Source organism: Corynebacterium pyruviciproducens ATCC BAA-1742 (genome assembly GCF_000411375.1).
Classification (GTDB): Bacteria; Actinomycetota; Actinomycetes; order Mycobacteriales; family Mycobacteriaceae; genus Corynebacterium; species Corynebacterium pyruviciproducens.
Map to the genome: position 1 here is coordinate 589,048 of NZ_KE150447.1, position 25,196 is coordinate 614,243.

The following is a 25,196-nucleotide window of genomic DNA, read 5'->3' on the forward strand; positions in this document are numbered from 1 at the left end:
ATGTCATAGTAGGAACCAAAATCGGCATACCGGTCGGTAACCATCCTGTACGAGGAATCCCTCCTCGGTTTATATGTTGCGGTTGACGCGTTATCCGGCACGATCACAGCCGGTAGCTTGCCGATATACTCCAACCTGCTTCCTCATCGTATCGGGCACGAATGTTGTAGAACGTGCGGCGGGAGATCTTCAACTGCTCGCAAAACGCGGTGATAGACAGACCGTGACCGTCGAAAGGGTCGAACTCAATAATTTTCCGGCGAATCGCCGGAGGAATTGCCTTACTCATTATCCGATTGTGTCCGACACACAGCAAAAATAGTTCATGAAACTGTGCACAATGTCATGACATCAAGCGTGCAAAAGGTAATGACACATAACACCGCGTTACTGGAACACCGGTACCAACAAACCGCATCCGACAAGAGGTGTTTAACAAAAGATGAAACTAGGGTTGGGGCCAGATCCCAATTGGTCAAGGTCAGGGCAAGAACGCTTCAGAGCATGGAGCATTTCGAGATGAATTAAGTGCAACGGTCCGTAGCTATTACTATGCATCGTTGTCCGATGACTATGTGAACTGTTTTGCTTAGCCGGTTCTGCCCGATTGGTTGAAATATAGGAGTATGCGAATAAGGACAGAAGAAAATAGATAGTAACGGGTTAATTTGCTTTACCGCTTTAGTTGGCCTTTGCCCCCATGGGGAGGAAAGGGGTCCTACGCTATTCACTGAACCGGGTCTTGACAGACATGACTAGAACTCAGATGTACTGGCGGTTGCGTGTACATCTGAGTCGCGGGGTATGTGTGGTGGTGTGGCCTATGAAGCGAAGGGGAAACTCACCTGTGGAATGTCGTCACGTGAGATTGATGAGTCGAGAGTAATTAAGGCTACGAGGTTGGCGCCGGTGTTAGAAGTGATTGTCTTAGCAGCATCGACGAGAACATCGCGATCGGAATCAACGATGACAAGGAGAGCCCTGTCATCTGCTTTGAATTCGTGGTCACAGTAGAAACGGCCAAGGTCTTCCCACATGCGAACGCCACGTGCGTCGAGCTGACGTGCAATTTCGTAACTCAGTACGTCACTTTCTGATTCGCAAGAAATGACGCATGAGATGTTGGTATCGGTCAGTTTGCCTACGAGCCTCTTGGCAAGCTCATGAATGACATGGGGAAGGCTTAGCCCCGTGAATTCACTACCTGGGCGACTTGAAGCCTTCTCCTGCTCAATGATGGCCTGGAGTTCAATATCGGATGCGTTTTCGAGAGTCTTGCTCATACGTTTTGCCTTCCTGTTTTGGCGGGGCCTGATTGTGAACGTCAGACCTATGTTCACCATTTTAGGCCAGAGACGTAGTTTCGGGGTGAGTTTGGATGGGAACACGCCTTTTATCGCCCCTTGTTGAGGATTTATGAGAGTTTTGAGTGGCGGGTTAATGATAGGTGGAGGCAATTTGTACCCGAATGGTCAGAGCCGTATATTATTGATAATAAAAATAATTTGGTATTTGCTTTCGACTGGATTTAAGACTTCAGACGAGTAGTATAAATTTTGCAATCGAAATAACTAGTCGAAGTCTCAAAGCGAGCCGGCAACGCGGAGTCGCTAAGTACGAGGCGATGTCTAGGAGGCATAGAGGAATGTCAGTTTTTGGTGTTCCTAAACTTCAACACGGAAGCATTCACACGGGACCAGAGATGATAGTGCTTAGCCCAGCGCCGATTAGCGGCCGTCTTTGCGGGCGAACCTGTCTTTCCGCTCCAACAATGCTGAGTGTGCGATTGCTTTTCGTAAGTTCCGCAACGCAAGACCGCGTTTGGCGAATTGTGTGTTATACATCTTTCGAATTTTTTTCGGGTGTTTTCAGTGCTCACATCACAAGCCCTTTGGCAGTCTGCGTTTTCATTGGATTCAAATAAGGAATGGATTACATGCCTGAATTGAAAGAAGAAACTGCACAGAACGTCGTGAATTACGTCGATGGTCTGAAGGAGCAGCTTGTGAAATCCCGTCGCGATTTTCACATGCACCCGGAGCTCGGCTTCCTCGAGTACCGCACTACTTCCCTTATCGTATCCGAACTTCGTGAGGCGGGCTATGAAGTGCTTACCGGCAAGGATGCGTGCAAGGAAGATGCGCGCATGGGTTTGCCCTCCGAGGAGGATGACAAGGCGGCTATCGCCCGAGCGATCGAGGAAGGCGCCGATGCGGAGTTCGTCAAGTCGATCGCAGGCGGCCATACCGGCGCCGTCGCGATCATGAGGAACGGCGAGGGTCCCGTCATCGGCATGCGCTTCGATATTGATTGCCTCCCTCTCAACGAGACCACGGCGGAGGGGCATTTCCCCGCCGACCACGGCTTCACCTCCAAGCACCCCGCGTCGATGCACGCCTGCGGCCACGATGCCCACATCACCATGGGGCTCGGCGTGGCCAAGGCCATGGCCGCGCTCAAGGACCAGTGGTCCGGCACCCTAAAGATCCTGTTCCAGCCGGCAGAAGAGGGCGTCCGGGGCGCGCAGGCCATGGTCGAAGCAGGACACGTCGACGACGTGGATATCATGCTTGGCCAGCACGTGTGGCCCCATGCTTTCGAGGAATTCGATTTCGCGCCGGGCTCCGGCGGAGCGCTCGCTACCTCCAAGTTTGACGTTGATTTCAAGGGGCTCGCCGCCCACGCCTCGGGCGCGCCGGAGAAGGGCAAGAACGCGCTGCTCGCGGCCTGCACGGCGGTGCTCAACTTGTACGCCATTTCCCGCCACTCCGGCGGCTCCACACGCGTCTCCGTCGGCAAGCTTCAGGCCGGCGATACCCGCAACATTGTGGCCGAGCACGCCCACTTTGAGATGGAGGTGCGCGGCGAAAACACCGAGATCAACCAGTACATGGCCGATCGCGCCCGCACCGTCGTGAAGGCGGCCGCGGAGATGTACGAGTGCGACTTCACCATGGAAAAGATGGGCGAGGCAATTTCCCTCGAGTCCGATCCGGAGCTCATGGACGAGATCGCCAAGGCCGGCGAGGCTGTAGGAATTCGTCCGAAGAACCCGCAGTGGGAAGAAATGACCGCCTCCGAGGACTACTCCTACATGATGAAGCGAGTCCAGGAAAACGGCGGCAAGGCCTCCCTCATGCTGTTCTTCACCCCCTCGAAGGTGGGCCTGCACTCAGTCGACTTCTCCGTCGATGAGTCGGTGCTCGTCAAGGGCGTCAAGGTGTTCACCGCAACTGCTATGGCGTACATGCCGAGCAAGTAAGTCCCTCGCGGTCGCCTCCCCGCTGAGGCGACCGCCACAACACTGAATGGAATTCTAATGTTCGGTTTTCTGCTGTCACTAGCAACAATCGCGGTAGTTGCCTACCTCATTTTCCACCGGTACCACCCGCAAACGGTGCTCATCTTCTCCGGGCTGTTCATGCTCCTGTGCGCCATCCCCCTGTCCATGAAACCCCTCATGGCCGAGGACAAGTCTACAGGCAGCGCCCTCCTCGATGTCTTCGATCAGATCCGGGCCACTTTCGGCCACCTCGGTGCCGAGCTCGGCCTCATCATCATGGCTGTCGGCGGCTTCTCGCTGGTCATGGAGAAGGTCGGTGCGTCTGAGGCGTTGGTCAACATCGCCACCAAACCCCTGGCCAAGATTAACAAGCCCTATTTGGTCCTCGCCTGCACGTACATTCTGGCGCAGTGCCTCTGCCTCATCATTCCCTCGGCGGCCGGCCTGGCCATGCTGCTCATGGTGACCGTCTACCCGCTGCTGCGCTCCCTGGGCATTTCCCGGCTGTCCGCCACTGGCGTCATCGCGACGGGGTCGTGCCTGGACTTGGGCCCGGCTTCGTCCAACGCCAACATGGCCGCCCGGATCTCGGAGATGTCGGTGCAGGAATACTTCATCCACTACCAGCTCCCCGTCGCCGTCGTCGTTGTCGCCTCGGTCTGCGTCCTGCACTACTTCGTCCAGCGCCACATGGACCGCAAAGCGGGCACGACTCCTGACAACGCCGATTGGGACGATATTCGCCAGGAACTTGCCGGCATGGATAAGAACCGCGCGGATGCCAAGGGTGGCGCGAGCGCAGCCCAGGCTGAGGGTGCTGTAGCAACCGAGGCAGTCGAGGTGAAGCCGGTGCCCAAGTTCTACGCACTGTTGCCGTTCACCCCGCTGGTGCTGCTCATCGTGTTCTCGCCGTTCGTTATCACCACCATCAAAATGAACGTGGCCACGGCCATGATCATCTCCGGCCTGCTGGCCGTGGTGTGTGAGATGATCCGCTACCGCTCCTTTGAGCGTGGTTCGCAGGCCATGTCGGTGTTCTTCGACGGTATGGGGCGACAGTTCGTCAACATCGTGACCCTCATCGTCGGCGGTCAAATGTTCGCCGCTGGTCTTACACAGCTCGGGTTCATCGATTACATCGTCGGTGGTGCGCAGAAGCTCAACATGGGTGCCCTGCCGATCATGATCATCATGGCCCTTATCATCTTCCTCGCTGCGGTGCTTACTGGCTCGGGCAACGCACCTTGGTTCGCGTTCTCTGAGCTCACCCCGGGCATTGCGCAGCCCCTCGGCGTTCACACCGTGTTCCTGGCGCAGCCGATGGAGCTCGCCTCCGGCATCGGCCGGTCCATGTCTCCCATCGCCGGCGTCGTGATCGCCGTCGCGGGTCTCGGCGGTGTCTCGCCTGTCGACCTGGTCAAGCGCACGGTCCCAGTAATGATTCCAGCATTCATCATCATGCTGGTCACCTCCGCCGTGTGGGATTACATCATCGGTGCTCTCGTGTAGCACCTCCCGCCAGCCAATCTCGCCCCTGTTCCTCTGTGAACGGGGGAGGTTGACAACATTTTTCCTATGTTGTTGCCGTAATTAGTGGTTCTGAGTTTTAACTACCGAATCGTGCAATTACCCGCCAAATGTCGGTACTTGAGCGTCAATCGGCGAGTTGCTGCGTCTTTTTGCAACCCGTCTACCGCGGATCGCGGGGTTGGTGATTTTTTGCAATGTATTCTCTGAGCTCATCCTCCTCAGCAGGAATAGAGTCTCTTATTTGCATCCATGACTTCACAATTTTGGGATCTCGTCCCTTTCTCACGAAGCTGGCAACAGTGCTCCGCGCAAGTCCTGTTTGAGTAGCGATTTCCTTTCTTGGAAGCCCGGCCTTATCCAATTGGCAAATTTTGATATTACGATCCGCTCTTCTGCGTTTATCCTGGAGCGAATAAACAATCCGCCGGTACCAGCAGAGGTAATTTGAAATTATCCAATCCTCAGTTGCAGGCAAGGCGAAAGGGTAGCTAGTTTTTTCTTGGCCTATTTGTTTGAAAACGGTTGCTGTTTCTTCGTCAAGATTCCAGTGGAGCTTGTGAATTCTCTCTGCGACATCGCTCGGTAAGCTATTCCAAATAATATCTAATTCTCGCCAAATGCGCTGAGGCGGAAACACTTTCCAAATAAACTCTAGCGTTGGAAGAATCATCACGCCGATCTGCACATCTCGGATGGCATGGCCCCCGGACATTTCCCATTCCTCTGTATTGGGCTCCGTCAAATAAACTAAACATTCGCTATCCGCCTGCAATAACAAATACACGTAAGGCGCCAGCCATGCTGCGATTTCGGCCTTTATCCAACCAATTTGTTTCGTCTCGTGAACGACTTTCAAAGCGTGACAATCTACTGTATTATCTGGTTGAGGTACAATTTTGACAGCTCTGGGGAAATCTGAGAGCTTTCTCCATCGGTAAGGAAAGTATGCTTGCCCGGTGATCCCTGAGGGGAAGTATGGCTTCTTATAGTTAAAAGTGTTTCGATCGTACTTCTTCGCTATGCGCGGCGGTAAAATCCAATCTCGATCGCTGCTAAGTTGGGGTCGGAAAAATCCGTCGCCTTCATCTAATGGCTTGTCATCCTTCTTTGACAATAGCGCGTCGAAAAAATGACGGAACAACTTGGATCAGTCTCCTACCTCTTGTTTTTACATGAGTTTTAGTTAATATAAAACTACTCCAAGCTTGGGAATACGTGATTTTGGGAGTGTGAAAAGCCATTTCTGTCGAGCGTCTGTCAGATGCGGTTTGTTGGTACCGGTGTTCCAGTAACGCCAACTACGCGGACACACGGTACCAACTACCCCGAATCGACACCGAAGCATCAATCTTGGCCTGATCAGCCGGGTCTCTACGTGCCACAGTAGACATAATGGCCTAACTCCTTCAATGAGTGTGAATCCCTCACACACAAACCATTAGACACTCTCGTGTCGCCCAATCGGTGGGACGCACCGGCGCGTGCTTCGATAATGCGATGAGTGAGTCGTTTTGGTCCACCCTGAAAACGGAATTCTACGACCGGAGGACATGGGCCACCAGAAGCGAAGCCAAAAAGGCGGTCGCCCGGTGGATTGAAATAGTCTACAACCGGCGGCGTCGCCACTCCAGTATCGGATGATAAGCCCCGTCGAATTCGAAACCCAGATCACCGACCCACCCACCAAGAAACCGGCGGTTACCCCCGAAGCCGCCTAAACCACTGTCCACAACTTGTAGGCAACCCCAGACACACGGTACCAACTACCCCGAAAAGACAGGTGATACCGGCGAGTTGTTCATCGGTTGTGATCTGGTGTGCCGCCATTGTGTGGCGGGCTTTTTGCACTGTGGTGTGTGAGCATCGCACAGTCGAGCAGATTTGACGGACGGACCAGCCTTGTAAGACAAGATCCATCACGGCCCGGTAATCAGTCATGATCGGACTCCTCTGATTATGCCACGTGCCCTGTTGTCACGCGGTCAGAAGAATCTTCCCCCAAAGTGTTACTCGATACTCACCATTGCGTTACTGGATAGTCACCACGGTGTTACTAGATGCCCCCGCGCAACAGCTACGCTCGTGACTCAGCTCTCAACTTTCGGTGACTTCATAATTGTTTGTGGGCTTGGCCGAAAAACTCTCCTTACTCGTGCCAATGCCATATTTTGGGTTACACCAGATCGGAGTTATGGTTATCGAGAAAACTGACGTGGTACACACAATCGAATATTTGGCCGTTGAGTACACCCTGCAACTTCTCCGACATGTCAGCCCGGAAGGATAGCCTGGATTCTGTGTCTCAGAGTCTCTTATGATTTGCAACAATGGACTCAGCGTAATGAACCATCAAATCAAATAGCAAAGGGCACCCACAGCTTACCGTGGGTACCCTCCGGAGGTTTTGGTTGTTGAATTACGCCTGGTAGGTTACATTACCTCGCAGGAATGTCAGCTGAACCTGTGCCTTGAACTTCTTGCCAAGGAACGGGGTGTTGCTGCTCTTCGATGCCAGGGCGTCCTCTTCGACAGTCCAGTTGCCATCTTCGTTCACAACCGTGAGGTTTGCAGGTGCTCCGACCTCAATCTTCTTGCCCTGATCCTCAAGGCCAGCAATTTCTGCAGGCTTTTCAGAGAAGATCTTGGCAATAAAGTGCCAATCGGCCTTGCCAGACTCAACAAAGGTCTCCGCGAGTAGTGGCAGCGTGGTTTCCAAGCCGATCATGCCAGGGGTGGCACGATCAAACTCCACGGCCTTGTGCTCGCGGGAAACCGGCGTGTGGTCAGAGACAACACAGTCGATGGTTCCATCGAGCAGAGCTTCGACGAGCGCTTTTTTGTCTTCTTCAGCACGCAGCGGAGGCAGAACTTTATAGATTGCGTCGTACCCTGCGATTGTTGAATCATCTAGGACAAGGTTGTGAGCAGCTACAGATGCTGTCACCTTGGTCTTGTCCTCCTTGGCGTGCTGAACGATTTCCACCGTTCCCTTAGAAGAAATGGTAGCCAAGTGAAGCTCAGCATCGAACTCGCGGGCCAGAAGAACATCCCTGGCTGCAATTGATTCTTCGGCGCTGCGAGGAATTCCACGAATACCGGCCTTGCCCGAGTAAACACCCTCGTGAGCGTAAGCATTCTCAGAAAGCTTCTCTTCCTGACAGAATTCGCTAATTACCACGTCAGTCCCGTGCGCATATTCCATTGCCCGGCGCATGATAACCGAGTTAGCTACGGACTTTTTGCCTTCAGAGAAGAAGCGGGTGTGAGCAAAGCTATCACGCAGCAGACCGAACTCACTGAGTTTTTCTCCCTTACGCCCCTTGGTAATGGACGGAACCGGGATAACATCGCAAAGTCCGAGCTCTGAGGACTTTAAAGTGATCGCCTCGGCGATTACCGGTTCGTCGATGACCGGATTGGTGTTGGGCTGAGCAAACACGGCGGTGATACCACCTTTCGCGGCAGCCTGAGAGCCTGAACGGAGATCTTCGTTCTCTTCTTCTCCGGGCTCACCTAGGTTTGCGCTGAGGTCAACCATACCTGGCAGAAGTACATTGTTGGAGCCATCGTAAACTTCGTCGGCCTTCTTTTCTTCAGCGCCAATGTATTCGATTACACCGTCTGAAAGGAGGACATTGACAGCTTCACCCTCGCCATAAGGGCGGACATTCTTGATGAGGGTCTTCATTCTTACAGTTCATCCTTCCCGGACAGTAGCGTGAAAAGTACGGCCATACGGAGGTAGACGCCGTTTGAAACCTGTTTTAGAACTACGGAGTGAGAGCTGTCCGCGACAGCGTATTCAATTTCATTTCCGCGAATCATGGGCCCGGGGTGCATTACTAGAGCATGCTTTTGCATCTTGGCCAAACGCTCCGATGTCAGTCCATATCGAGCTGTGTATTCACGATCACTGGGGAAGAATCCACCCAACATGCGCTCTTGCTGAACTCGAAGCAACATCACAGCATCGAGGTCCTTGATAATCGGGTCAAGATCGTAGCTGATTTCGGCGGGCCATGTTTCAACTCCAGCCGGCATCAAAGTGGGAGGTGCAACAAGATACACCTTTGCACCCATCTTGCTCAGGAGATCAACGTTCGAGCGTACAACGCGCGAGTGAAGTAGATCACCCACGATTGCGATTGACTTATCTTTGAATCCCCCGAGATGCTGGCGGAAAGTGACAGCATCGAGCAGAGCCTGAGTCGGGTGTTGGTGAGAACCGTCACCCGCATTAATTACGCTGGGGCCCTCACCGTTAGGAGCAACCCAATCTGCAAGAAGCTTCGGGGCTCCAGAACTCGGGTGGCGCATGATGAAGGCTTCAACACCGATCGCTTTGAGAGTGAGGCCGGTGTCCCGGAGGGATTCGCCCTTCTTCACACTTGAACTTGAAGCGGAGATGCTGAGAACGTCCGCGCTAAGAGCCTTAGCGGCCGAATCAAAGGAAGATTTAGTTCTAGTGGAATTTTCGTAGAACAGTGATGCGACCTTACGACCCCGCAGCGTCGGTACTTTCTGGATTTCCCGACCCTGCAACGCATTACGGAACTCGTCAGCTTGATCCAGCAACTGAGTAATTTCCTCAGCGGTGATGTCCTCGATCGAAATTAGGTGCTTCATTACTTCTCCTCGTCTTGAACTGTGATTCGGTCACAATCGTCGAGAGGTTGCAATTCGCACACCAGATTCTGACCTTCGATGTTAGGGATCTTGGTGCCGACGAAGTCGGCTCGAATTGGGAACTCCTGCTGCTCACGGTCAACGAGCACCGCAAGCTGGACGCGCTTCGCTCGACCAAGATCACGCAGTGCATCGAGCGCCGCCCGAATTGTACGGCCGGAGTACAAAACATCGTCGATGAGGACTACAGTTTTTCCTTCGATTCCGCCTAGAGGATACATTGTCTGGCGAAGTGCTCGGTGTGGACGACATTTCAGATCGTCTCTGTACAGGGTGATATCGAGAGAACCGATCGGTGTGTTGGCCCCCGTAATTTCTGAAATTTCTTTCTTAATCCGCTGTGCCAGCGGAACTCCCCCTGACGGAATTCCCAAAAGAACTACGTCATCATTGCCAAAAGCTTCTGGCGTATTATTTTCAACTATCTGGTGCGCGATTTTAGAAATCAACTGAGAGATTTCACCGCTATCTACGATAGCAGAATCACTACTCTGATCCTGAGTCATCGAGCGCCTCCTTCCCCGCCTCTCTGTGCGGTCCGTTAAAGGATATTGCCGAGTACTAATTTTAGCGACAGGATTCACTAGCACAAGATCTGTCGGCGAGATGTTCATCACATTTTAGTTGCTTATAAAAATATACTTTTTCCACCTGCGGTTTATCAGCAGTTCAGACCGGATAAACCCAAATTTTCCCAGCAACCCTCCAAATTATGCCTCAACTAAGTTGCGGTATTCTTTGTCTTATCGGACTCGTTGGCTTGGTTGAAAAAATAGAAAGGCTGTGGCCAGAAACAGTGATTTTGTTCTATTACACAATCTTGTTACTAGTTATTTCCGCTTTCATTTCCGGAGTCTCGTTTAGTGCACTGATGCTAAGCAGAAATAAAATTTACCTGTGGTTTGCCTTGGCCTATGTCATCTACTGCTTAGATGTCACACTGGTCTTTCGCCCTTCATTCACTCCCGTCAGCTCCCATCTAGAAGCAAGTCACATCACCGACCCCTTCGAGTCTGTCCTCTATGGCGCAGGAATTTTGGTTTGCTTTTCCACAGTAATGCTCAACTATTCCCAGAAAGCTAAATTTTGGAGGTACATAGTTGGTGGTAGTTTTGCCGTCTTGAGCGCAGTCGCCTACTTTGCCATCCCAGATCCACATTGGCGGCAATTTGCATTCTTCTCTGTGCGAAACGTTTTTTCGCTCGGTTTGCTAATAGCCATGCTCCTCATTTACCTACGCACCAGCGACCAATTTGACCGAACGAGGATGGGACGTTTCCGAATTCCCGGCCTTTTCATCACGATTGGGATTCTGGGAATCATCGGCGAAAATATCATTTTCCAACTGGTCATGCCGATCATTCGTCCAGATTACGAAATGTCACCATTTCTTTCCGAGCGCAACTTCGCGGAGAACTTTGTTATGCTCGGCGTAGGGCTTTATGTCCTACTTCATTGTCGAAGACTTTTCTTGCTCCACCAGGAAGCACCCCGTGCTGAGATTGACAGCGAGCGCCAGCGGTTCGCCGATCAGTTGTTTGAAGATTATTACACAAAATACAAGCTCTCGCAGCGGGAACAGGACGTCTTTAGGGCTCTAATTAGCGGTCATTCGAACCGCCAAATCGCAGACGAATTGGGCATCGCCATCGGGACAGTCAAGGTGCACATCCACAATATTTCGAAAAAGACGGAGAAAAACGGCCGCGAGGAAATTGTGAAATCCTTCTTTAGCGAGCTTTAGCCCCATCCGCTGCTTCCCCATCACGCTTCGCTCATCTCCCGGGATCCCCTCCAACACAGATCAACTCATCCTGAATAAACCGGTAGATGTCCGAACTCTGTGCAGTTGCCTTAGCAACGCAGACGATGATCCTGAATCCGGGGCCACTGATTCACCCCGTTAAACACCTCGATTTGTGTTAGGTATGCCACGAATTCTCTTCTTTTGAGTAGCGTGAGACACCGTTTCACCTTTGTAACCATTCATCACCCCATTCCGGGGGTTCTGACCTGGTATTGAAATGAGCTTAGATTCCTAAACAGGATGAAACCCCCCGTGAATTGGGCGAGTGCGAAATCTGAAATTCTAAAGTTTCCCGTCCGCTTTAATTGACCTCTGACCTTGGTATATAAACTCGTTTAGAGCGGGTTTACCTAGCTTGACTTTCCCTGCTTTTTGCATGAACCAAATTTACACACTCGCCTACTATTTCTTGTCCTTGTAAACAACCCTCGAGTGAAACGAAAGTGGGAATCAGCGGCCTTCCGGGAGCGAAGTGCTCCAGCCGCACACGACATCACCCAAACGATGCCGTGGCCTAACAGAAGGGATTGACAACATGCCAGTAAGCCTTAGTGGTCGTTCATTCTTGAAGCTCCTCGACTACACGCCGGAGGAGATTCGCTACCTGATCAACCTTTCCAAGCAGTTCAAGCAGCTCAAGCTCACCAACACTCCGCACCGTTACCTCGAGGGCAAGAACATCGTCCTTCTCTTCGAGAAGACATCAACTCGTACCCGTTGTTCCTTCGAGGTCGCGGGCTACGACCTGGGCATGGGTGTCACCTACCTGGATCCGGGTTCATCCCAGATGGGCAAGAAGGAGTCCATCGAGGATACCGCTCGCGTTCTTGGTCGCTTCTACGACGGCATTGAGTACCGTGGCTTCGCACAGTCCAACGTCGAGGACCTCGCAGCCAACGCTGGCGTGCCGGTTTGGAACGGTCTGACCACCGAATTCCACCCGACCCAGATGATTGCCGATATGCTCACCGTAGAGGAGAACTTCACTGATGGCCTCAAGGGCAAGAAGTTCGTCTTCATGGGTGATGCCCAGAACAACGTCGCGAACTCCCTCATGGTTGTCTGCGCAAAGCTCGGACTCAACTTCGTTGCATGTGGCCCGAAGGACCAGATGCCGAAGGCAGAGCTCGTTTCCGAGTGCGAGAAGATCGCCGCAGAGACCGGCGGTTCCGTCACTCTCACCGACGATGTCAAGGAAGCAGCTACCGGCGCACACGTCATCTACACCGACATCTGGGTGTCCATGGGCGAAGAGTCCGACGAGCTGTGGAAGAAGCGCATTGAGCTGCTCAAGCCCTACCAGGTTAATCAGGAGCTCATGGATATGGCTGCTGATGATGCAATCTTCATGCACTGCCTGCCGTCCTTCCACGACACTAAGACCACTGTTGGCGCTCAGATCGCTGAAAAGTTCAACATCAACGAAATGGAAGTTACCGACGAGGTCTTCGAGGGTCCGCGTTCCCGCGTCTTTGATGAGGCTGAGAACCGTATGCACACCATCAAGGCCGTTATGTACGCAACGCTGAAGTAGTCCGTTGTAATCGGATCAAGCTCAAAAGGGCTTGATCCGAAAGGTCTTTTATCGGGGGATTTATCTATTTCACCTCGTCCCTTCTTGTCGATTGTGCAGCGGCAAGCGACGAGGAAGCAATTACTTTTTGGAGTTTAAGATGACTGAATCTAAGCGCAGGATGGTTGTAGCACTCGGTGGAAATGCCCTCGGCAATGATCCACAGGAGCAGCTCCGACTGATCCGCCACACCGCTAAACCGCTTGCTGACCTCGTCGAGCAGGGAATTGAGGTGCTCATCACTCACGGCAACGGACCACAGGTAGGTTCCATCAAGGTTGCAACTGACGTTGCCGCTCAAACCGGTTCCTCCCCTGAGTTCCCCTTCGCTGAGTGTGGTGCAATGTCGCAGGGCTACATTGGTTACCACCTTGCCCAGGCTCTCGACAATGAGTTCACCGCCCGTGGTATGGATAAGAACTCCTTCTCCTTGGTAACTCAGACGGTTGTGGACGCGAATGATCCGGCATTCGAAAATCCGACGAAACCTGTCGGCGCGATGCTCACCAAGGAGCAGGCCGATGCGAAGCACGATGAGACAGGTGACATTTACGTAGAGGACTCTGGCCGCGGTTGGCGTCGTGTAGTCGCTTCACCGAAGCCGATTGAGATCCTCGAGTCGAAGGTCATCTCCCAGAGTCTGTCAGCAGGCTCGGTCGTCATTGCATCCGGCGGTGGCGGAATTCCAGTTGTTCGCGACGAAAATGGTCTGCACGGCGTGTCCGCTGTGATCGATAAGGACCGCTCTGCTGCCCTATTGGCACGCCAGATCGATGCTGACACCCTCCTGATTCTCACCGCCGTGGAAAAGGTCGCAATCAACTTCAATAAGCCAGATCAGACGGATCTGGATCACATGACGGTCAAGGAAGCTGAGGAGTACATCGAACAGGGACAGTTCGCCCCCGGATCGATGCTCCCCAAGGTCGAAGCCTGCATCGAATTCGTGAAGAACAGCAATGGGGGCAAGGCCATCATTACCTCCCTGGACAAGGCCGACAAGGTCTTCAGCGAGGGTGCCGGCACTACCATCACCCTGTAAAGGGGAAACGAGTAGCGTCCTGACCTTCCGTTTCCCCCACCAGATTCTGGATGGGGGAAACATTTGTGCGCAAACGCTTTTCAGTAGGACATCGGAAGAAAGGAAACACGTGTCCTCTACAAAAATTTCCGCAGACGACAAGTCGGCCGCGCCCCCCGAAGAAATCACGGAGGAGGGAAAGACCAAGAAGAGGGGTGGTTTTAACTTCCCCAGCGCGTTCAGCATCCTCTTTGTGCTGACTGTCATCGCCGCCATCGCTACGCGGTTTGTTCCTGCCGGTTTGTATTCAAAGATTTCGTACGATTCTGAGGGAGGAATGCTCAACCTCACTCATCCGAACGGCTCGGTGGATGTTCTTCCAGCAACACAGGAAACATTGGATAACCTCGGTGTTTCAATCGATATTCAAAGCTTTCTCTCTGGCTCTCTGAGCAAACCTGTTTCTGTACCGGGAACCTTCGAATACGTCGCGCAGCACGCTGCGTCGTTCGCTGATATTCCAGTAAGCATGGTCGAGGGCACAATTGAAGCTGTCGACATCATCGTCTTCATTCTCGTCCTCGGCGGACTTATTGGTGCCGTTCGCGCCACGGGCGCCTTCGAAGCTGGCCTTTTTGCTCTCACCAAGAAGACCAAGGGCCGCGAATTCCTCCTCATTGTGGCAGTTTCTTTGCTCATGGCTATGGGCGGTTCTTTCTGTGGTCTCGAAGAAGAGGCAGTTGCCTTTTACCCGATTCTCGCACCGATCTTCATATCATTTGGATATGATGCCATTACGGTCATTGCCGCGATCTTCCTCGCTGGTTCGATGGGGTCTGCGTTCTCGACGATTAACCCATTCTCCGTAATCATTGCTTCGAATGCTGCAGGTATTCAGTTCACCGAAGGTATGGGCTGGCGCATTGCTGGTTTGGTCATCGGCACTATTGTTCTGCTGTTCTACATTCACTGGTACAGCAAGAAGGTTAAGGAACACCCGGAGTTTTCCTACAGCTTCGAGGATCGCGAAAATTTCCAAAAGGAATGGGGTGTTGAGTCCCAAAGCGACGAGGTTAAGAATTTCACGTTGCAGAAGAAATTCACTTTGGTGCTTTTCGCTTTTGCATTCCCCCTCATGGTTTGGGGCGTTATGAGCCAAGGCTGGTGGTTTCCGACCATGGCTGCGTCCTTCCTCACCATCACGATCGTCATCATGGTCATTGCTTGCTTGGGCAAGAAGGGCATGTCTGAGGCGGAGATTGTTGACGCTTTCACTGAAGGTTCCTCCTCAATGGTTGGCGTAGCGCTCATCATCGGCCTTGCTCGTGGCATCAACAAAATTCTCAATGACGGTTTGATCTCCGATACCATGCTCGATGGCGCAACTCGACTTGTGTCCGGAATGCACGGCCCGGTGTTCATCGTGATGCTCATGCTCGTATTCTTCTTGCTCGGCTTCGTGGTTCCTTCTTCCTCCGGCCTCGCAGTGCTTTCCATGCCGATCATGGCGCCGCTGGCGGACACCGTCGGAATCCCCCGCTTTGTTGCGGTTTCCGCATTCAACTGGGGCCAGTACGCAATGCTGTTCATTGCACCGACAGGCCTGATAATGGCAACTCTCCAAATGCTCCATGTAAAGTTCTCCCACTGGTTGAAGTACGCGATCCCGATCGTTGGATTCCAACTCGTGCTTGGCGCAGTCCTCCTCATCATTCAGGTTGTGGTTTACGCCTAAATGGCGTGCCTACGACGGGACACCTTCACGGTGTCCCGTTTTTCATGTCTTCTTAGGGTCCTGAGGAATGCCAACGAAGTGAGCGAGCCAATGGCTCTATACAAATATCTGCGCTGCTAAGCATGAGGTATTTCGTTCGAAACACGGTTGTGAGGAAAAGCACAAAGCTTAGCCAATCCCCACAGTCAACCAGCCTTGGGAGCCTACGTAGCCAGTCCATTTCGCAAGTCGTGAGTTCTTTCAATGCCCCCACCCAGACATCCATTATTCAGTATTAGGGGCGGTAATTTAGGCCAATCGTGTTATGTCTATAGAGTTTTTGGACACGGAGTCTAATGACTTATTGGACCCGGAGTCCATGGAGTTCTTGGACACTTTCTAGCGGATCATTTTTGCGGCCTGCGCTTCGGTCGGGGCTTGGCCAGTTTCGGGTTCATCCGGGGTGGTTGGCAGTGCTTCATCTCTTCGACGAGGTTGATGTTGATTTGCCCGCCTGGTGGCCTGTGATGAAGTGTGACCGGCAGTGGCACGCTGAAGAGGAACTCACCGTCGTGGGCTGTGAAGAACTCTGCGACTTCGTCGTCTGTGACCGTGGCGTAGAGCTTGCGGTTTTTGAATCTCAAGCCGATGTAGAGTCCGTAGCTACACACGCGGACGACGCCGTTTTTGCTCACACTGAGCTGGTCTGGGATGCCCCAATCGTTTGTTGGTTGTGTCGTCGGCACCGTTAGTGTGGGGGTATCGGTGGGAGGTATGCCGTGTTGAGCTGCCATGTCATCGGTGCTGGTCTCGGGTGAAGTTGCCGCTTCCCCGGGACCGTTTTTCACTTCGGATGCTGCCTGCGGGTTGTGTGCCTGGTTGTAGGCAAGCACGCGGGCCCAGACCTCGTCAGGGCCAAGTGGTTGCGTGGGCGAGGGTGCTTTGGGGAAGGTCTCGAAGGCCTGGCGTGGGGTGATGTGCATCTTGCCGACCAGCAGTGATTGGTGCCGTCGTCGCTCGTTGTATACCTGCCGGTACTCAGCGAGATAGGTGTTGACCTCGGCAAGGCTTGCGGGGTGGCGTGCGTCGAGGAACTGGGTCAGCGTGCGGTGGGAGCGCTCGTCTTTTCCCTGGGTTGTCGGAGCGAACCCGGCAATGGCGAGGACGCCTTCGCTGGCGAGCCAGGTTTCAGTCGCCGAGAGGTATCCACGGTGGTAGGCGGCAAATGCATCGCCGTTGTCAGAAAGGACTTCTTGGGGTTTGCCGTAGGTGGCGAACGCTTCGGCCAGCACGGAGCGGGCGTCAGTGCCGTTTTCCAGTGAAGCGAAGGCTTTGATTCCGACATCGAATCTGCTGGCATCGTCGATGACCTGGTAGATCGTCACGAGTGTGTGCGCATGGTCGAAGAGGCGATAGACCAGACCATCGATCTGCCAGAGTTCGCCAACGAGATCACGGGCGAAGCGCTTATAGGAGCTTCGCGGTCGTTTGCGGGCAGTAGCGTCGACAAACCCCAGTTCATTTAGCCACAAAGCGATTGTGGAGCGTGCTGGGGTGCGATCGGCACCGACGGAGTCGAACAAGAAGTAGTAGATCGACCAAGGCCCATAATCCAAGCCCTGCTCCATCAACGTTTGTCTGGCGTAGACGACTGCGATCTTGGCGGAGTCCTCGAATTTTCCTGCCGGGTGCCTCGGGGCAGTCGAATCCGGCATGATGCCAGATCGTCCCTTCTGCGCTATCCGGTTTTTGATGTTGTGATACGTCTGCCGCGAGATGCCCAGTTCTTTGCAAAACTGTGTGATCGTTTTGCCGTCACGAACGGGATCGAAATCTGCGACTTTTCTGCGCTTGTGCAATGGAATAGCCGGATGGCTATTCCACCGCCGTAGGCGTCCAAAAAGCCATTAGACATCCTGTCCAAAAAGTCCCCGGTCGCCAAATACACCGAAGAAGGCGGTCTCGTGGCCGTCACCTCAGACCTGGCGTACGCTTATCCCGGAGGTCTCATCCATAACATCACTCAGTGCAGCCGAAGCCCGTGCCAACCTGGACCGGCTCATCGACCAGGTGAACGCGGATTCGGAACCCGTCACCATCACAGAGCCACGCGGAAACGCCGTCCTCGTCGGTGAGGATGCGTGGCGAGCAATTCAGGAAACGCTGTACCTCCAGTCCATCCCCGGCATGTCGGAGTCGCTCCGAAAAGCCAGGGATGAAGGCATCGACGCCGCCTCGCCCTACCTCAGGTAGCGACGATCTTTGGCCAGGAAGTACACGAGAAACACACCCGCGATCGCCGCGACAACGAAGCCGACAAAAATCCTGTTCATCGCCAGCGCGAGCGCAACCATGAGGATCGCAGCCACAATCGCAATACGAAGAATTGCTATTGCTTTAGATTTACTTTCATTTTTCACGATTCATCACCAAAGCTGGAAGCAGGCAGCGGCAGCACCCATTCCTCCCGCCCCGAGCGCGGCGTAGGCACCGATACACGCTGCACACACTGTCTTCGTAGCAGGATCTGGGGAAACACAGGATCCCGCACAAGCGCCGGCGATCACATAGCCGAGGGGTCCACCGATGCCTGCGACAGTTGCGAGACACGCTGCTACCTTACCGACACCGCGCTCTTCACGTATTGCTTGTGCCATCGGCTCAGATTGCTCGCGGACTTTCGCGAATTCAGACTCAACTTCATCATCGGACATGTAATCGATGTCGAGATTCTTGGTTTGCTGGTATTCCCCGTTCGACCATTGGTCTATCGCAAATTTACCGTCTTGACCCTCATAGAACTGTGATTCGGCATAGTTCGAAACAGAACCGTCGTGGTTGTAGACGACCGTGAAGTTACTGAGTGGGCTGTTTCCCTTGAGGGGGATAGTTACAGTTTGAAACTGGTCGCCCTCTTTTTCGATCTCGAGTACTGTCGCCTTGTCGAAATCGAACTGATTGATGTCGGTGGGGCTCTTCAGTTGGCCGGAACGTAGAGAGTCGTTTACCGCTGATACTGCACGATCGTATTCGTTTTGATCAGTGACAGGACGGGCGCGATCTGGTGCGTTTTCCTGAACGCAATCAGTGCATGGTTCAGTTGGGTCTACTCCTTGTGGGGCGGCCTGAGTTACAGCGCCTGCAGATACAAGAACAGTCATTGCTGTTAATGCACTTACCAATCCATGCTTTATGGATTTCTTCATTTTCGCTCCTTTTCCGATAGAGGGCAGTCGGGGTTTCTTGCCCCGGCTGATACGTACAGCTACACCATGAGACTGTGTCGTAACAGTAGGGACAACGGGAAAAGCTATTGGAATACGTTTTAACTGTCCGAACAAGAAAGTAACATGGATGCGGTTTCGCGCTCAACGCTTTTGCGGAAATAGATAACAAGTGTGCAGGAAACCTTTTGACTTTTCTTAGATCCACACCGCCCGCCCTGACCTGCACTGTTTCCGCTTGCACTGCAAAGCTTTTCGACGTCCCCTAGTATCTGTCCTGTGAGCATTACGGGGGACTTCATCCGCATCCTGGCCCAGGCGATTGACATCGCCGGCGATGCCTTCGGCACGCCGAAGGCGGTTCTCGTCTGCCGGGGTCTCGACGCGACCACCGCCGCCGCCGTCGTGAAGATCGGCAACATCTACTTCGGTTCGACGAACGCCCCCCGCATGCAGCAGCGCGCCCGCGACGCCGCCCGCGAAGCCGGCCACACCTTCCGTTCCCTCCAGGCCATCGAATCCCAGGTGGCGAAGCTGGAGAAGAAGGCCTACGCGTGGCGGCTCCGCGAGGAACTCGCCCCGCTCGGCCCGGACATCACCCGCATCAACGCTGAGGGCGCCCGTCTCCTCCAGGAGCTGAACACGCACCACGCGGACAACCCAGACAAGAAACTGACGTATAGGAGCATCAAAAACTCCACCTACGCCACCCTCACCCTGACCGCAGAGTCCTCCCGCGTGAAGCAGATCTACGACCGCGCCCGCGCGACGGATAAGTCCTGCCCCGCCAACGGTCTCATCAGGCTGGCGCTGGCCGCAAACGACGGCACGCTCCCCGCCGCAGCGACCCCGTGTCTCCTCGTCCCGCTGGACATGTCGTTTACGGGTTTCACCGAAGAGGAGCGCGGCAAGTTCCGGTTTTCCCTCACCAACGGCGCAACGATTTCGGGTGAGGAGATCGTGCACACAAAACTGTCGAATTTCCTCCTCGCCGCCCTCGTCCACCCGTACGCCCCGCAGAACTTCGGCGTCTACACGGTGACGATGACGCCCGACTCCCGCCACGCCGACTTCCTCGAGTGGTTCAACCAGGCACTTCGCAATCCGGTCTGCCCCCACCCGGGCTGTTCGACCCCCGCCACGGAGTGCGAAGTCCACCACATCGAGGCTTTCAAAAACGGCGGCAAGACGGTCTCCGAAAACTTGATGCTCCTGTGCAGTTTCTTCAACGGCCGCAACGACGACGACCCCGACAAACCCATGTACGGCCGTATGGTGCGTACCGACGGCCTCGAGTATTGGAAGCCCGCGTTCGGCGGCCCCCTCCAACTCAACATGCATCCCTGCGCCCAGGGCGGCGCCGTCCGTCTCGTCCGCAAACAGCTCCGCCTCCCCATCGACCCCTGTCCCTCCGGCTAAAGCCCCCCCGCGCCAACACAGCCCGCACCCCGCGGGCCATTCGGCCTGCCCACGGCAGGCTTGCCACCATGACGCTCCTCACTCGCATCAGCATCGCCTCGGTCATCGTGTCGCTCCCGGCGATCGCCTGGACGTTCCTCGTCCTCGCCGCCCTCCTCACTAGTTCGGTCATCCCTTTCGGCGGCGGCCTCGCGTTGCTGAGCCTCATCTCCGCCGGTCACGCTCTCTGCCTCGTCGGTTTCCTCATCCAAACCGTCCTTATTTGCTTCCCGGCGACCGGTTGGGAACTCCTTTTCCTCCCCCTCGCCCTCGGCCCCGGCCAGCTCCTCGTCCTCACCGGCCTCATCCGCACCCGTTGAGCACGCGCCTGAGCGCCCCTCTCACCGTCATCGCGACTGGCAACGCCCGCTGCTTCGGGAAAGCCCGGTTCAAGCAAAAAATGCCGGTGCTGGATTATTGCCGTAGTCTTTTGGATATACAACGACCCCGGACGCGATCCGGGGTCGTGGAGTAAAGTGCGCTGGTCTACACCAGCGCTCAGTAGTAGGGGATAACAGTTGAGTCGATGGCAGACAAGCATAGATTAGAAGCGATGCTGGGCTCTGCACAGGACGTAGATAGGGCTGTTGATCTTTACAGGTGAATGTCATGAAAGGCAAGGCACATAAGGAGATAGCCCAACTAGGACGCAGCCTTCATAAGCGGCGTCGTGACATACTCGCGTTTTTCGGCTGAGGGGTCTCCAACGGGCCAGTCGAAGCGATCAACGGATGTCTCGAACACCTCCGCTGCATCGCCCTAGGATTTTAAAAACCTCAACCACTACATCTTGCGATGCCTCATCCACTCCGGAGGCCTCACCAACAAAATCAACGCACTCTAAAACCGGAAGAGCCAATAACCGTCAAGCCTTCTGACAAGCCATCAATAGATTATGCGGACTTCGATCGCGGCCAACCTGCCGGTTTACAAGAGACGTACGCCAAGGAAATCGCCCACGTTAGAAAGGGCTTGCTGGCGTACTACACAGTCCAAGATGAAGCGGTCAAGCTCTGCAAACAGAACCAGGGCGGTACGGTCGACTTCCCCTCCGGCGCCTATGAATGGATCATTCTCTGCGATTCTCGGGCTCCTGAGCTTTCTGACGGCGCCATCGCCGGCATCGTCCTCGGTGTGTTCGCTGCTCTCGGTGCATTCATCGCCCCGCAGTTCGGCATCGTTCTTCCCACCCTGCCCCATATGTACACCTCGTAAACCTATTACATTAATATGTCGAAGAAACGCGAAAAAGTGTACATATAGGACTCCGTGTGGGCTAGGATTTGGCTATGGATTACAACCCGAAGGAGCCATTCCAAGACCTTCCGCCACTTCCGCCTTCTGACTTTGATACGCCGGAAGTCCTGCGCCATTTGGTGGGTGCGTCCACTGCGATTGCCAGGCTCGATGAGGCTGTGAAAAGGCTTCCGGATCCTACTGTTCTCATCAAAACCGTCCCGCTCCTCGAGGCCCAAGCATCCTCGGAGATCGAGAACATTGTTACCACGAATGACGAGCTTTTCCGCGCGGATGCGCTAAAGGAGAACGCCCCTGCGACACCGGCAACCAAAGAAGCGCTGCGCTATCGGGCGGCGTTGCGCATTGGTGATGAGCTCCTTGACCATGGGCATCCTTTGACCGCCAAGCTCGCGCAGCGAGTGTGCGCTAGCCTGCGCGGCTTTGAGGTTGAAGTCAGAGATAAGCCGGGCACAGTCATCGCACATCCTCGCACAAGGGAAGTTATCTACACGCCGCCACAGGGCAAGGACGTCATTGAACGCCATCTATCCAGGTGGGAACGCTTCATCAATGATCCCGGTGAGGTTCCGCCTCTCATTGCGATGGCGATGGCGCACTATCAGTTCGAGGCAATCCACCCCTTCTCGGACGGCAATGGCCGCACCGGCAGGATTCTCAACCTCCTCATGCTGCGAGATTTGGGCATCCTGCGCAGCCCGGTTCTCTACCTTTCTGGTTTCATCGTGCGCAACAAGAATCTCTACTACCGCCGCTTGAATGATGTGACTCGGCGCGGTCGGTGGCAAGAATGGATCGTCTTCATGCTTACGGCTGTCGAGGAAACCTCGCGGTGGACGTATCAGCTTGTCGACGATATCGACCACGCACGTAGCGTCGTGGAAGACAAGATCCGGTCTCAGTTTTCCACCATTCCCGCCTATGAACTGGCAAACCTTCTTTTCACTCAGCCCTACATTCGTGTAGACGACATCGTCACGGCGCAGCTTGCCCAGCGCCAGACGGGGGCCAAGTGGCTCAACCAGCTGGCAGATCTGGATCTGTTAGAAAAGCGCAAGGTGGGACGGGTAAACCTCTACGTCAATGCGTCATATATACAGTTGTTGTTCGCTAGAGAGCTTCCGGCGCAGCTGCCGGATTAGAACTCCATATGTACACCTCGTAAACCTATTAAATTAATATGTCGAAGATACGTGAAAAAGTGCACATATGGGATACAGGAAGGGTGAGGGGAGGAGTGTAAAGACAGCCCCACTAAAAACCATGCACCAGCCATTCCCTCCCGTGCCTCGAACAGCTGCCAGAAAAAGCCGAGGAAGATTTAGTAGCGGGCCTGCGGAAAGGCCCGCCGACCAAACCCGTCACCCGATAGACGGTGCACCTTTTCTTCTGTCCAGCATCTTTTTGGTGCCTTTTGTCTGTCCACCGCCCGGGCACCCGACATAGCTACTCCCCGCAGCGCGACCATCGGAGTCCGGACATCGATCAGGCAAGCTGGCAAGGCCACGGGCAACGTCTCCACCGCCGAGATCGAGGACGCGACCCCCGCTGTCCAGACCGCTCACGGACCAGACCGACCTCCACTTCACCATCGCTGAGGCTCTCGGTCTCGACTAGTTTTTCGCTTTTCGACGCCCGGCCGCACCCGGTCGGGCGTTTTCCCTATCTTTAGCAGGGATCCGAGAAGTCCCCGACGTTGTTCATCGACCGAGCGTTCCCCCCATACTTCGCCTTCAGCGCGCACACCTCGTCTACGCTGTGCCCCGCGTCGTAGTAAATCGCCCACACCTCTTTGCCCTCGTACTTCGGGCGCATCGAGGAGCAGGCACTACCCGGCGTGGAGTAGGCGCCCGGCCACCTGTCGATCGCATCGCCGATGACAAGCGGAGCCGCCTCACCTGGGCCCACGAGCACCGACTCGACGATGAGGATCCAGCGGCCGTCACACGTCACGCCCGGCCCCATCCACGCGAACTCGCCTCTGGCCGGATCCCGCGTCGGATCGCCGTATTCGCACAGTGCCATCACTTTGATCATGTCCGCAGGCACGCCGTCGGCGACGAGCTGAGAGCGGTCGTAGCACCAGAAGCTGTTCCCGGCATCCCGGTGCGTCAGGTACTGCGCCCAGTGGCCATTGTCCCAGCGGTAGGCGCTGTAGCGATCGGATTGGCCCTGTACCGCGTACATCCATTCGCCGTCGCAGTACTTCTGAACCGGGTCGGTCATCCCGCTGGTCGCGTTCCTGGCCAGCGTGCCGCATTTTTCTTCCGTCGTCGGTGTCGCAGCAGCAACAGCGGTGGTGGCCACTGCGGTTGTTTCTTCCGGGACGCTGGTCGTCGTCTCCGTGACGGTTGCTGTCGTTGTCGTGTCGGGGGAGCGCAGCAGGAAAAACATCAGCACCGCAACCGCGACGACGAGCACCACGATAGCTCCGATGAGCCCGCAGACGGCAGGGGATTGTTTGGAGGATGCCATGGCGAGCCTTTCTTCGGTGGTTCGTACCTACTATGAATTTACGCCGCGTACCCCGCCGCCGGCACGATGTTGCCCAGCTCTCGCCCGACCAGCACGCTTTTCGACGCGTATACATAGCCACATCGTTCGCCAGCTCATTGAGCACGTTGCCCCGGTGCCCACGCACCCAGTGTACGAACACCTCGGTGCTGGCCACATTCGCAGGGAGTTCCTGCACCCAGCGGGCTTCTCGATGCCGTTGAGCGCCTTGTACACGATCTGCGGGTCGGTGAGAATGTGCAGAACCGGCGTTTTTTTAGCCCAGGTGGCAAGCGCCATCTCCACTGCCCAGAACTCCGCGTCTGCCACGCTTTCTACCAGCAACGACCGCGCCCGCACCCGCCCGCGTGTGGACCCCGCGGCGATCCCGGCCCGGTGTCCGGTGCCGAGCAACGCGTCGGTCGCCACCACCATGCTCTCCTCGATGGGGTGGATGATTGAATTCTTCTCGTTCCGCGCGAGCGCGAAATCCGCCTGCAGCGCAGGCACCACAGTGCTAAACCTGCGGACATTCCTAAACAGCGCCGGGTACTCCCGCACCACCGCGCTAAATAAGCCCACCTTATGGTCGGTATTCCCCACCGCCACCTCTAAGAACCACGACGTCGCTAGCTTTCCGACGTCGACAAGCCTGCACACCTCAGCCCGGCACTCACCGCGAGCCGACAGCGCCACAACAGCCACGTCCTTGAGCAGCGCGTAGTCAATAACAACGGGGATAAATATAGTCAATTACCTTTCATCGAGTATTTCTACTCACAAGGTATAAACCGCCTTCCACCCCGCAGCCTCACGAACGGGACCGCTGTTCGAAAAGCCCTCCAGAAGCAAGAAAGCGTCAAGAAAGAAAACGCCAGCTCATCGCCCCCGCATGCCTGAAAAACCGGGGTTTCCAGGAATCCGAAGCAAGAAAGATCTAGTGTGCCCAAAAGGGAATGTAACGCAAACGCTTTGGCCCGGCTGTAGGGTCCTAGGGTTTGATGAGTCCAGCTTCCGTCGTGGCCTTTATTGTTGCAGTAGGTGGGGATTTTGGGGTGTGTTTTTTCACGTGGATGGCTTTGGTTTTGTTGCAGTAGGTGGTGGATTTTCGGCGGTATTTGTGTGGATTTGTGCTTTGAGCTGGGTAAAG

General features: G+C 54.8%; 23 protein-coding genes and 3 pseudogenes. 14 read left to right on the forward strand and 12 right to left on the reverse strand.

Features of this window, described 5'->3' with window-relative positions; genetic code table 11:
* Positions 1 to 103 precede the first annotated feature (103 nt).
* Both HMPREF1219_RS12595 and HMPREF1219_RS09015 read right to left on the reverse strand, forming a co-directional pair.
* Positions 104 to 289 (reverse strand): helix-turn-helix domain-containing protein, encoded by a 186-nt coding sequence (locus HMPREF1219_RS12595; RefSeq protein WP_016458605.1) that lies wholly within the window; start codon positions 287 to 289, stop codon positions 104 to 106.
* A gap of 532 nt (positions 290 to 821) precedes the next feature.
* Positions 822 to 1,283, reverse strand: a complete 462-nt coding sequence (locus tag HMPREF1219_RS09015) for a hypothetical protein (RefSeq protein ID WP_016458606.1) — start codon at positions 1,281 to 1,283, stop codon at positions 822 to 824.
* Between the two features lie 653 nt (positions 1,284 to 1,936).
* On the opposite strand from HMPREF1219_RS09015, the gene HMPREF1219_RS09020 reads away from it, so the two are divergent.
* Together HMPREF1219_RS09020 and dcuC are read left to right on the forward strand one after the other, a co-directional pair.
* Positions 1,937 to 3,262 (forward strand): amidohydrolase, encoded by a 1,326-nt coding sequence (locus HMPREF1219_RS09020; protein WP_016458607.1) that lies wholly within the window; start codon positions 1,937 to 1,939, stop codon positions 3,260 to 3,262.
* 57 nt (positions 3,263 to 3,319) lie between these two features.
* Positions 3,320 to 4,792 (forward strand): C4-dicarboxylate transporter DcuC, encoded by a 1,473-nt coding sequence (gene dcuC / locus HMPREF1219_RS09025; RefSeq protein ID WP_016458608.1) that lies wholly within the window; start codon positions 3,320 to 3,322, stop codon positions 4,790 to 4,792.
* Between the two features lie 181 nt (positions 4,793 to 4,973).
* Here dcuC and HMPREF1219_RS09030 read toward each other — a convergent pair whose 3' ends face one another.
* Positions 4,974 to 5,954, reverse strand: a complete 981-nt coding sequence (locus HMPREF1219_RS09030) for an HIRAN domain-containing protein (protein WP_016458609.1) — start codon at positions 5,952 to 5,954, stop codon at positions 4,974 to 4,976.
* Between the two features lie 317 nt (positions 5,955 to 6,271).
* Here HMPREF1219_RS09030 and HMPREF1219_RS12600 point away from each other — a divergent pair.
* A pseudogene (locus HMPREF1219_RS12600) lies at positions 6,272 to 6,531 on the forward strand (integrase core domain-containing protein); the annotation flags it as partial.
* Here the strand turns inward: HMPREF1219_RS12600 and HMPREF1219_RS13435 are convergent.
* The 4 genes from HMPREF1219_RS13435 to pyrR all read right to left on the reverse strand — a co-directional run bounded on the left by HMPREF1219_RS13435 (position 6,512) and on the right by pyrR (position 10,005).
* Complete coding sequence (locus tag HMPREF1219_RS13435) at positions 6,512 to 6,751, reverse strand: helix-turn-helix domain-containing protein (protein WP_016458611.1); 240 nt, start codon at positions 6,749 to 6,751, stop codon at positions 6,512 to 6,514. The pseudogene HMPREF1219_RS12600 and the gene HMPREF1219_RS13435 sit on opposite strands and share 20 nt — an antisense overlap.
* Before the next feature lie 478 nt (positions 6,752 to 7,229).
* Positions 7,230 to 8,501, reverse strand: a complete 1,272-nt coding sequence (locus tag HMPREF1219_RS09035) for a dihydroorotase (RefSeq protein WP_016458612.1) — start codon at positions 8,499 to 8,501, stop codon at positions 7,230 to 7,232.
* Between the two features lie 2 nt (positions 8,502 to 8,503).
* A complete protein-coding gene (locus HMPREF1219_RS09040) occupies positions 8,504 to 9,439 on the reverse strand; it encodes an aspartate carbamoyltransferase catalytic subunit (RefSeq protein ID WP_016458613.1) in 936 nt (311 codons plus the stop codon).
* Positions 9,439 to 10,005, reverse strand: coding sequence for a bifunctional pyr operon transcriptional regulator/uracil phosphoribosyltransferase PyrR (pyrR, locus tag HMPREF1219_RS09045; protein ID WP_016458614.1), 567 nt, complete (start codon positions 10,003 to 10,005; stop codon positions 9,439 to 9,441). Before pyrR ends, HMPREF1219_RS09040 begins: the two co-directional genes overlap by 1 nt.
* A gap of 206 nt (positions 10,006 to 10,211) precedes the next feature.
* On the opposite strand from pyrR, the gene HMPREF1219_RS09050 reads away from it, so the two are divergent.
* The 4 genes from HMPREF1219_RS09050 to HMPREF1219_RS09065 all read left to right on the forward strand — a co-directional run bounded on the left by HMPREF1219_RS09050 (position 10,212) and on the right by HMPREF1219_RS09065 (position 15,635).
* A complete protein-coding gene (locus HMPREF1219_RS09050; RefSeq protein ID WP_084594739.1) occupies positions 10,212 to 11,243 on the forward strand; it encodes a helix-turn-helix transcriptional regulator in 1,032 nt (343 codons plus the stop codon).
* A 598-nt stretch (positions 11,244 to 11,841) separates the two neighbouring features.
* The gene (argF, locus tag HMPREF1219_RS09055; protein WP_016458616.1) at positions 11,842 to 12,840 is read left to right on the forward strand and encodes an ornithine carbamoyltransferase; all 999 of its coding nucleotides are present in this window, start codon (positions 11,842 to 11,844) and stop codon (positions 12,838 to 12,840) included.
* A gap of 139 nt (positions 12,841 to 12,979) precedes the next feature.
* Complete coding sequence (arcC, locus tag HMPREF1219_RS09060; protein WP_016458617.1) at positions 12,980 to 13,921, forward strand: carbamate kinase; 942 nt, start codon at positions 12,980 to 12,982, stop codon at positions 13,919 to 13,921.
* Positions 13,922 to 14,030: 109 nt separating this feature from the next.
* Positions 14,031 to 15,635: a YfcC family protein gene (locus tag HMPREF1219_RS09065; RefSeq protein WP_016458618.1), complete on the forward strand. Its 1,605-nt coding sequence runs from the start codon at positions 14,031 to 14,033 to the stop codon at positions 15,633 to 15,635.
* 386 nt (positions 15,636 to 16,021) lie between these two features.
* Here HMPREF1219_RS09065 and HMPREF1219_RS09070 read toward each other — a convergent pair whose 3' ends face one another.
* Positions 16,022 to 17,479, reverse strand: coding sequence for an integrase core domain-containing protein (locus HMPREF1219_RS09070; protein WP_040427519.1), 1,458 nt, complete (start codon positions 17,477 to 17,479; stop codon positions 16,022 to 16,024).
* Positions 17,480 to 17,627: 148 nt separating this feature from the next.
* Here HMPREF1219_RS09070 and HMPREF1219_RS09075 point away from each other — a divergent pair, with 148 nt between their 5' ends.
* Complete coding sequence (locus HMPREF1219_RS09075; RefSeq protein WP_040427520.1) at positions 17,628 to 17,867, forward strand: type II toxin-antitoxin system Phd/YefM family antitoxin; 240 nt, start codon at positions 17,628 to 17,630, stop codon at positions 17,865 to 17,867.
* Here HMPREF1219_RS09075 and HMPREF1219_RS13365 read toward each other — a convergent pair.
* Both HMPREF1219_RS13365 and HMPREF1219_RS12295 read right to left on the reverse strand, forming a co-directional pair.
* Positions 17,855 to 17,983, reverse strand: coding sequence for a hypothetical protein (locus HMPREF1219_RS13365; protein ID WP_257877792.1), 129 nt, complete (start codon positions 17,981 to 17,983; stop codon positions 17,855 to 17,857). The two genes, HMPREF1219_RS09075 and HMPREF1219_RS13365, sit on opposite strands and share 13 nt — an antisense overlap.
* A 57-nt stretch (positions 17,984 to 18,040) precedes the next feature.
* On the reverse strand, positions 18,041 to 18,820 hold the full coding sequence (locus HMPREF1219_RS12295) for a hypothetical protein (RefSeq protein ID WP_016458622.1): 780 nt from the start codon (positions 18,818 to 18,820) through the stop codon (positions 18,041 to 18,043).
* A 297-nt stretch (positions 18,821 to 19,117) separates the two neighbouring features.
* Between HMPREF1219_RS12295 and HMPREF1219_RS09090 the strand changes: the two genes are divergently transcribed.
* The 6 genes and pseudogenes from HMPREF1219_RS09090 to HMPREF1219_RS13255 form a co-directional block, all read left to right on the forward strand.
* Positions 19,118 to 20,257 carry an HNH endonuclease signature motif containing protein gene (locus HMPREF1219_RS09090; RefSeq protein WP_016458623.1) on the forward strand — a complete coding sequence of 380 codons (1,140 nt, stop codon included), beginning with the start codon at positions 19,118 to 19,120 and terminating at the stop codon, positions 20,255 to 20,257.
* A 68-nt stretch (positions 20,258 to 20,325) separates the two neighbouring features.
* A complete protein-coding gene (locus HMPREF1219_RS09095; protein ID WP_016458624.1) occupies positions 20,326 to 20,616 on the forward strand; it encodes a hypothetical protein in 291 nt (96 codons plus the stop codon).
* Between the two features lie 304 nt (positions 20,617 to 20,920).
* Positions 20,921 to 21,140 (forward strand): annotated as a pseudogene (locus HMPREF1219_RS12610) (transposase); the annotation flags it as partial.
* Positions 21,141 to 21,268: 128 nt separating this feature from the next.
* Positions 21,269 to 21,511 carry a hypothetical protein gene (locus HMPREF1219_RS09100; protein ID WP_040427521.1) on the forward strand — a complete coding sequence of 81 codons (243 nt, stop codon included), beginning with the start codon at positions 21,269 to 21,271 and terminating at the stop codon, positions 21,509 to 21,511.
* Positions 21,512 to 21,585: 74 nt separating this feature from the next.
* Positions 21,586 to 22,695 (forward strand): Fic family protein, encoded by a 1,110-nt coding sequence (locus HMPREF1219_RS09105; protein ID WP_016458626.1) that lies wholly within the window; start codon positions 21,586 to 21,588, stop codon positions 22,693 to 22,695.
* Between the two features lie 300 nt (positions 22,696 to 22,995).
* Positions 22,996 to 23,118, forward strand: a pseudogene (locus HMPREF1219_RS13255) (alkaline phosphatase); the annotation flags it as partial.
* A gap of 103 nt (positions 23,119 to 23,221) precedes the next feature.
* On the opposite strand, the gene HMPREF1219_RS12995 reads toward HMPREF1219_RS13255, so the two are convergent.
* Both HMPREF1219_RS12995 and HMPREF1219_RS09115 read right to left on the reverse strand, forming a co-directional pair.
* Positions 23,222 to 24,028: a hypothetical protein gene (locus tag HMPREF1219_RS12995; protein ID WP_016458627.1), complete on the reverse strand. Its 807-nt coding sequence runs from the start codon at positions 24,026 to 24,028 to the stop codon at positions 23,222 to 23,224.
* A gap of 30 nt (positions 24,029 to 24,058) precedes the next feature.
* Positions 24,059 to 24,799: a hypothetical protein gene (locus tag HMPREF1219_RS09115; protein WP_016458628.1), complete on the reverse strand. Its 741-nt coding sequence runs from the start codon at positions 24,797 to 24,799 to the stop codon at positions 24,059 to 24,061.
* Between the last annotated feature and the right edge of the window lie 397 nt (positions 24,800 to 25,196).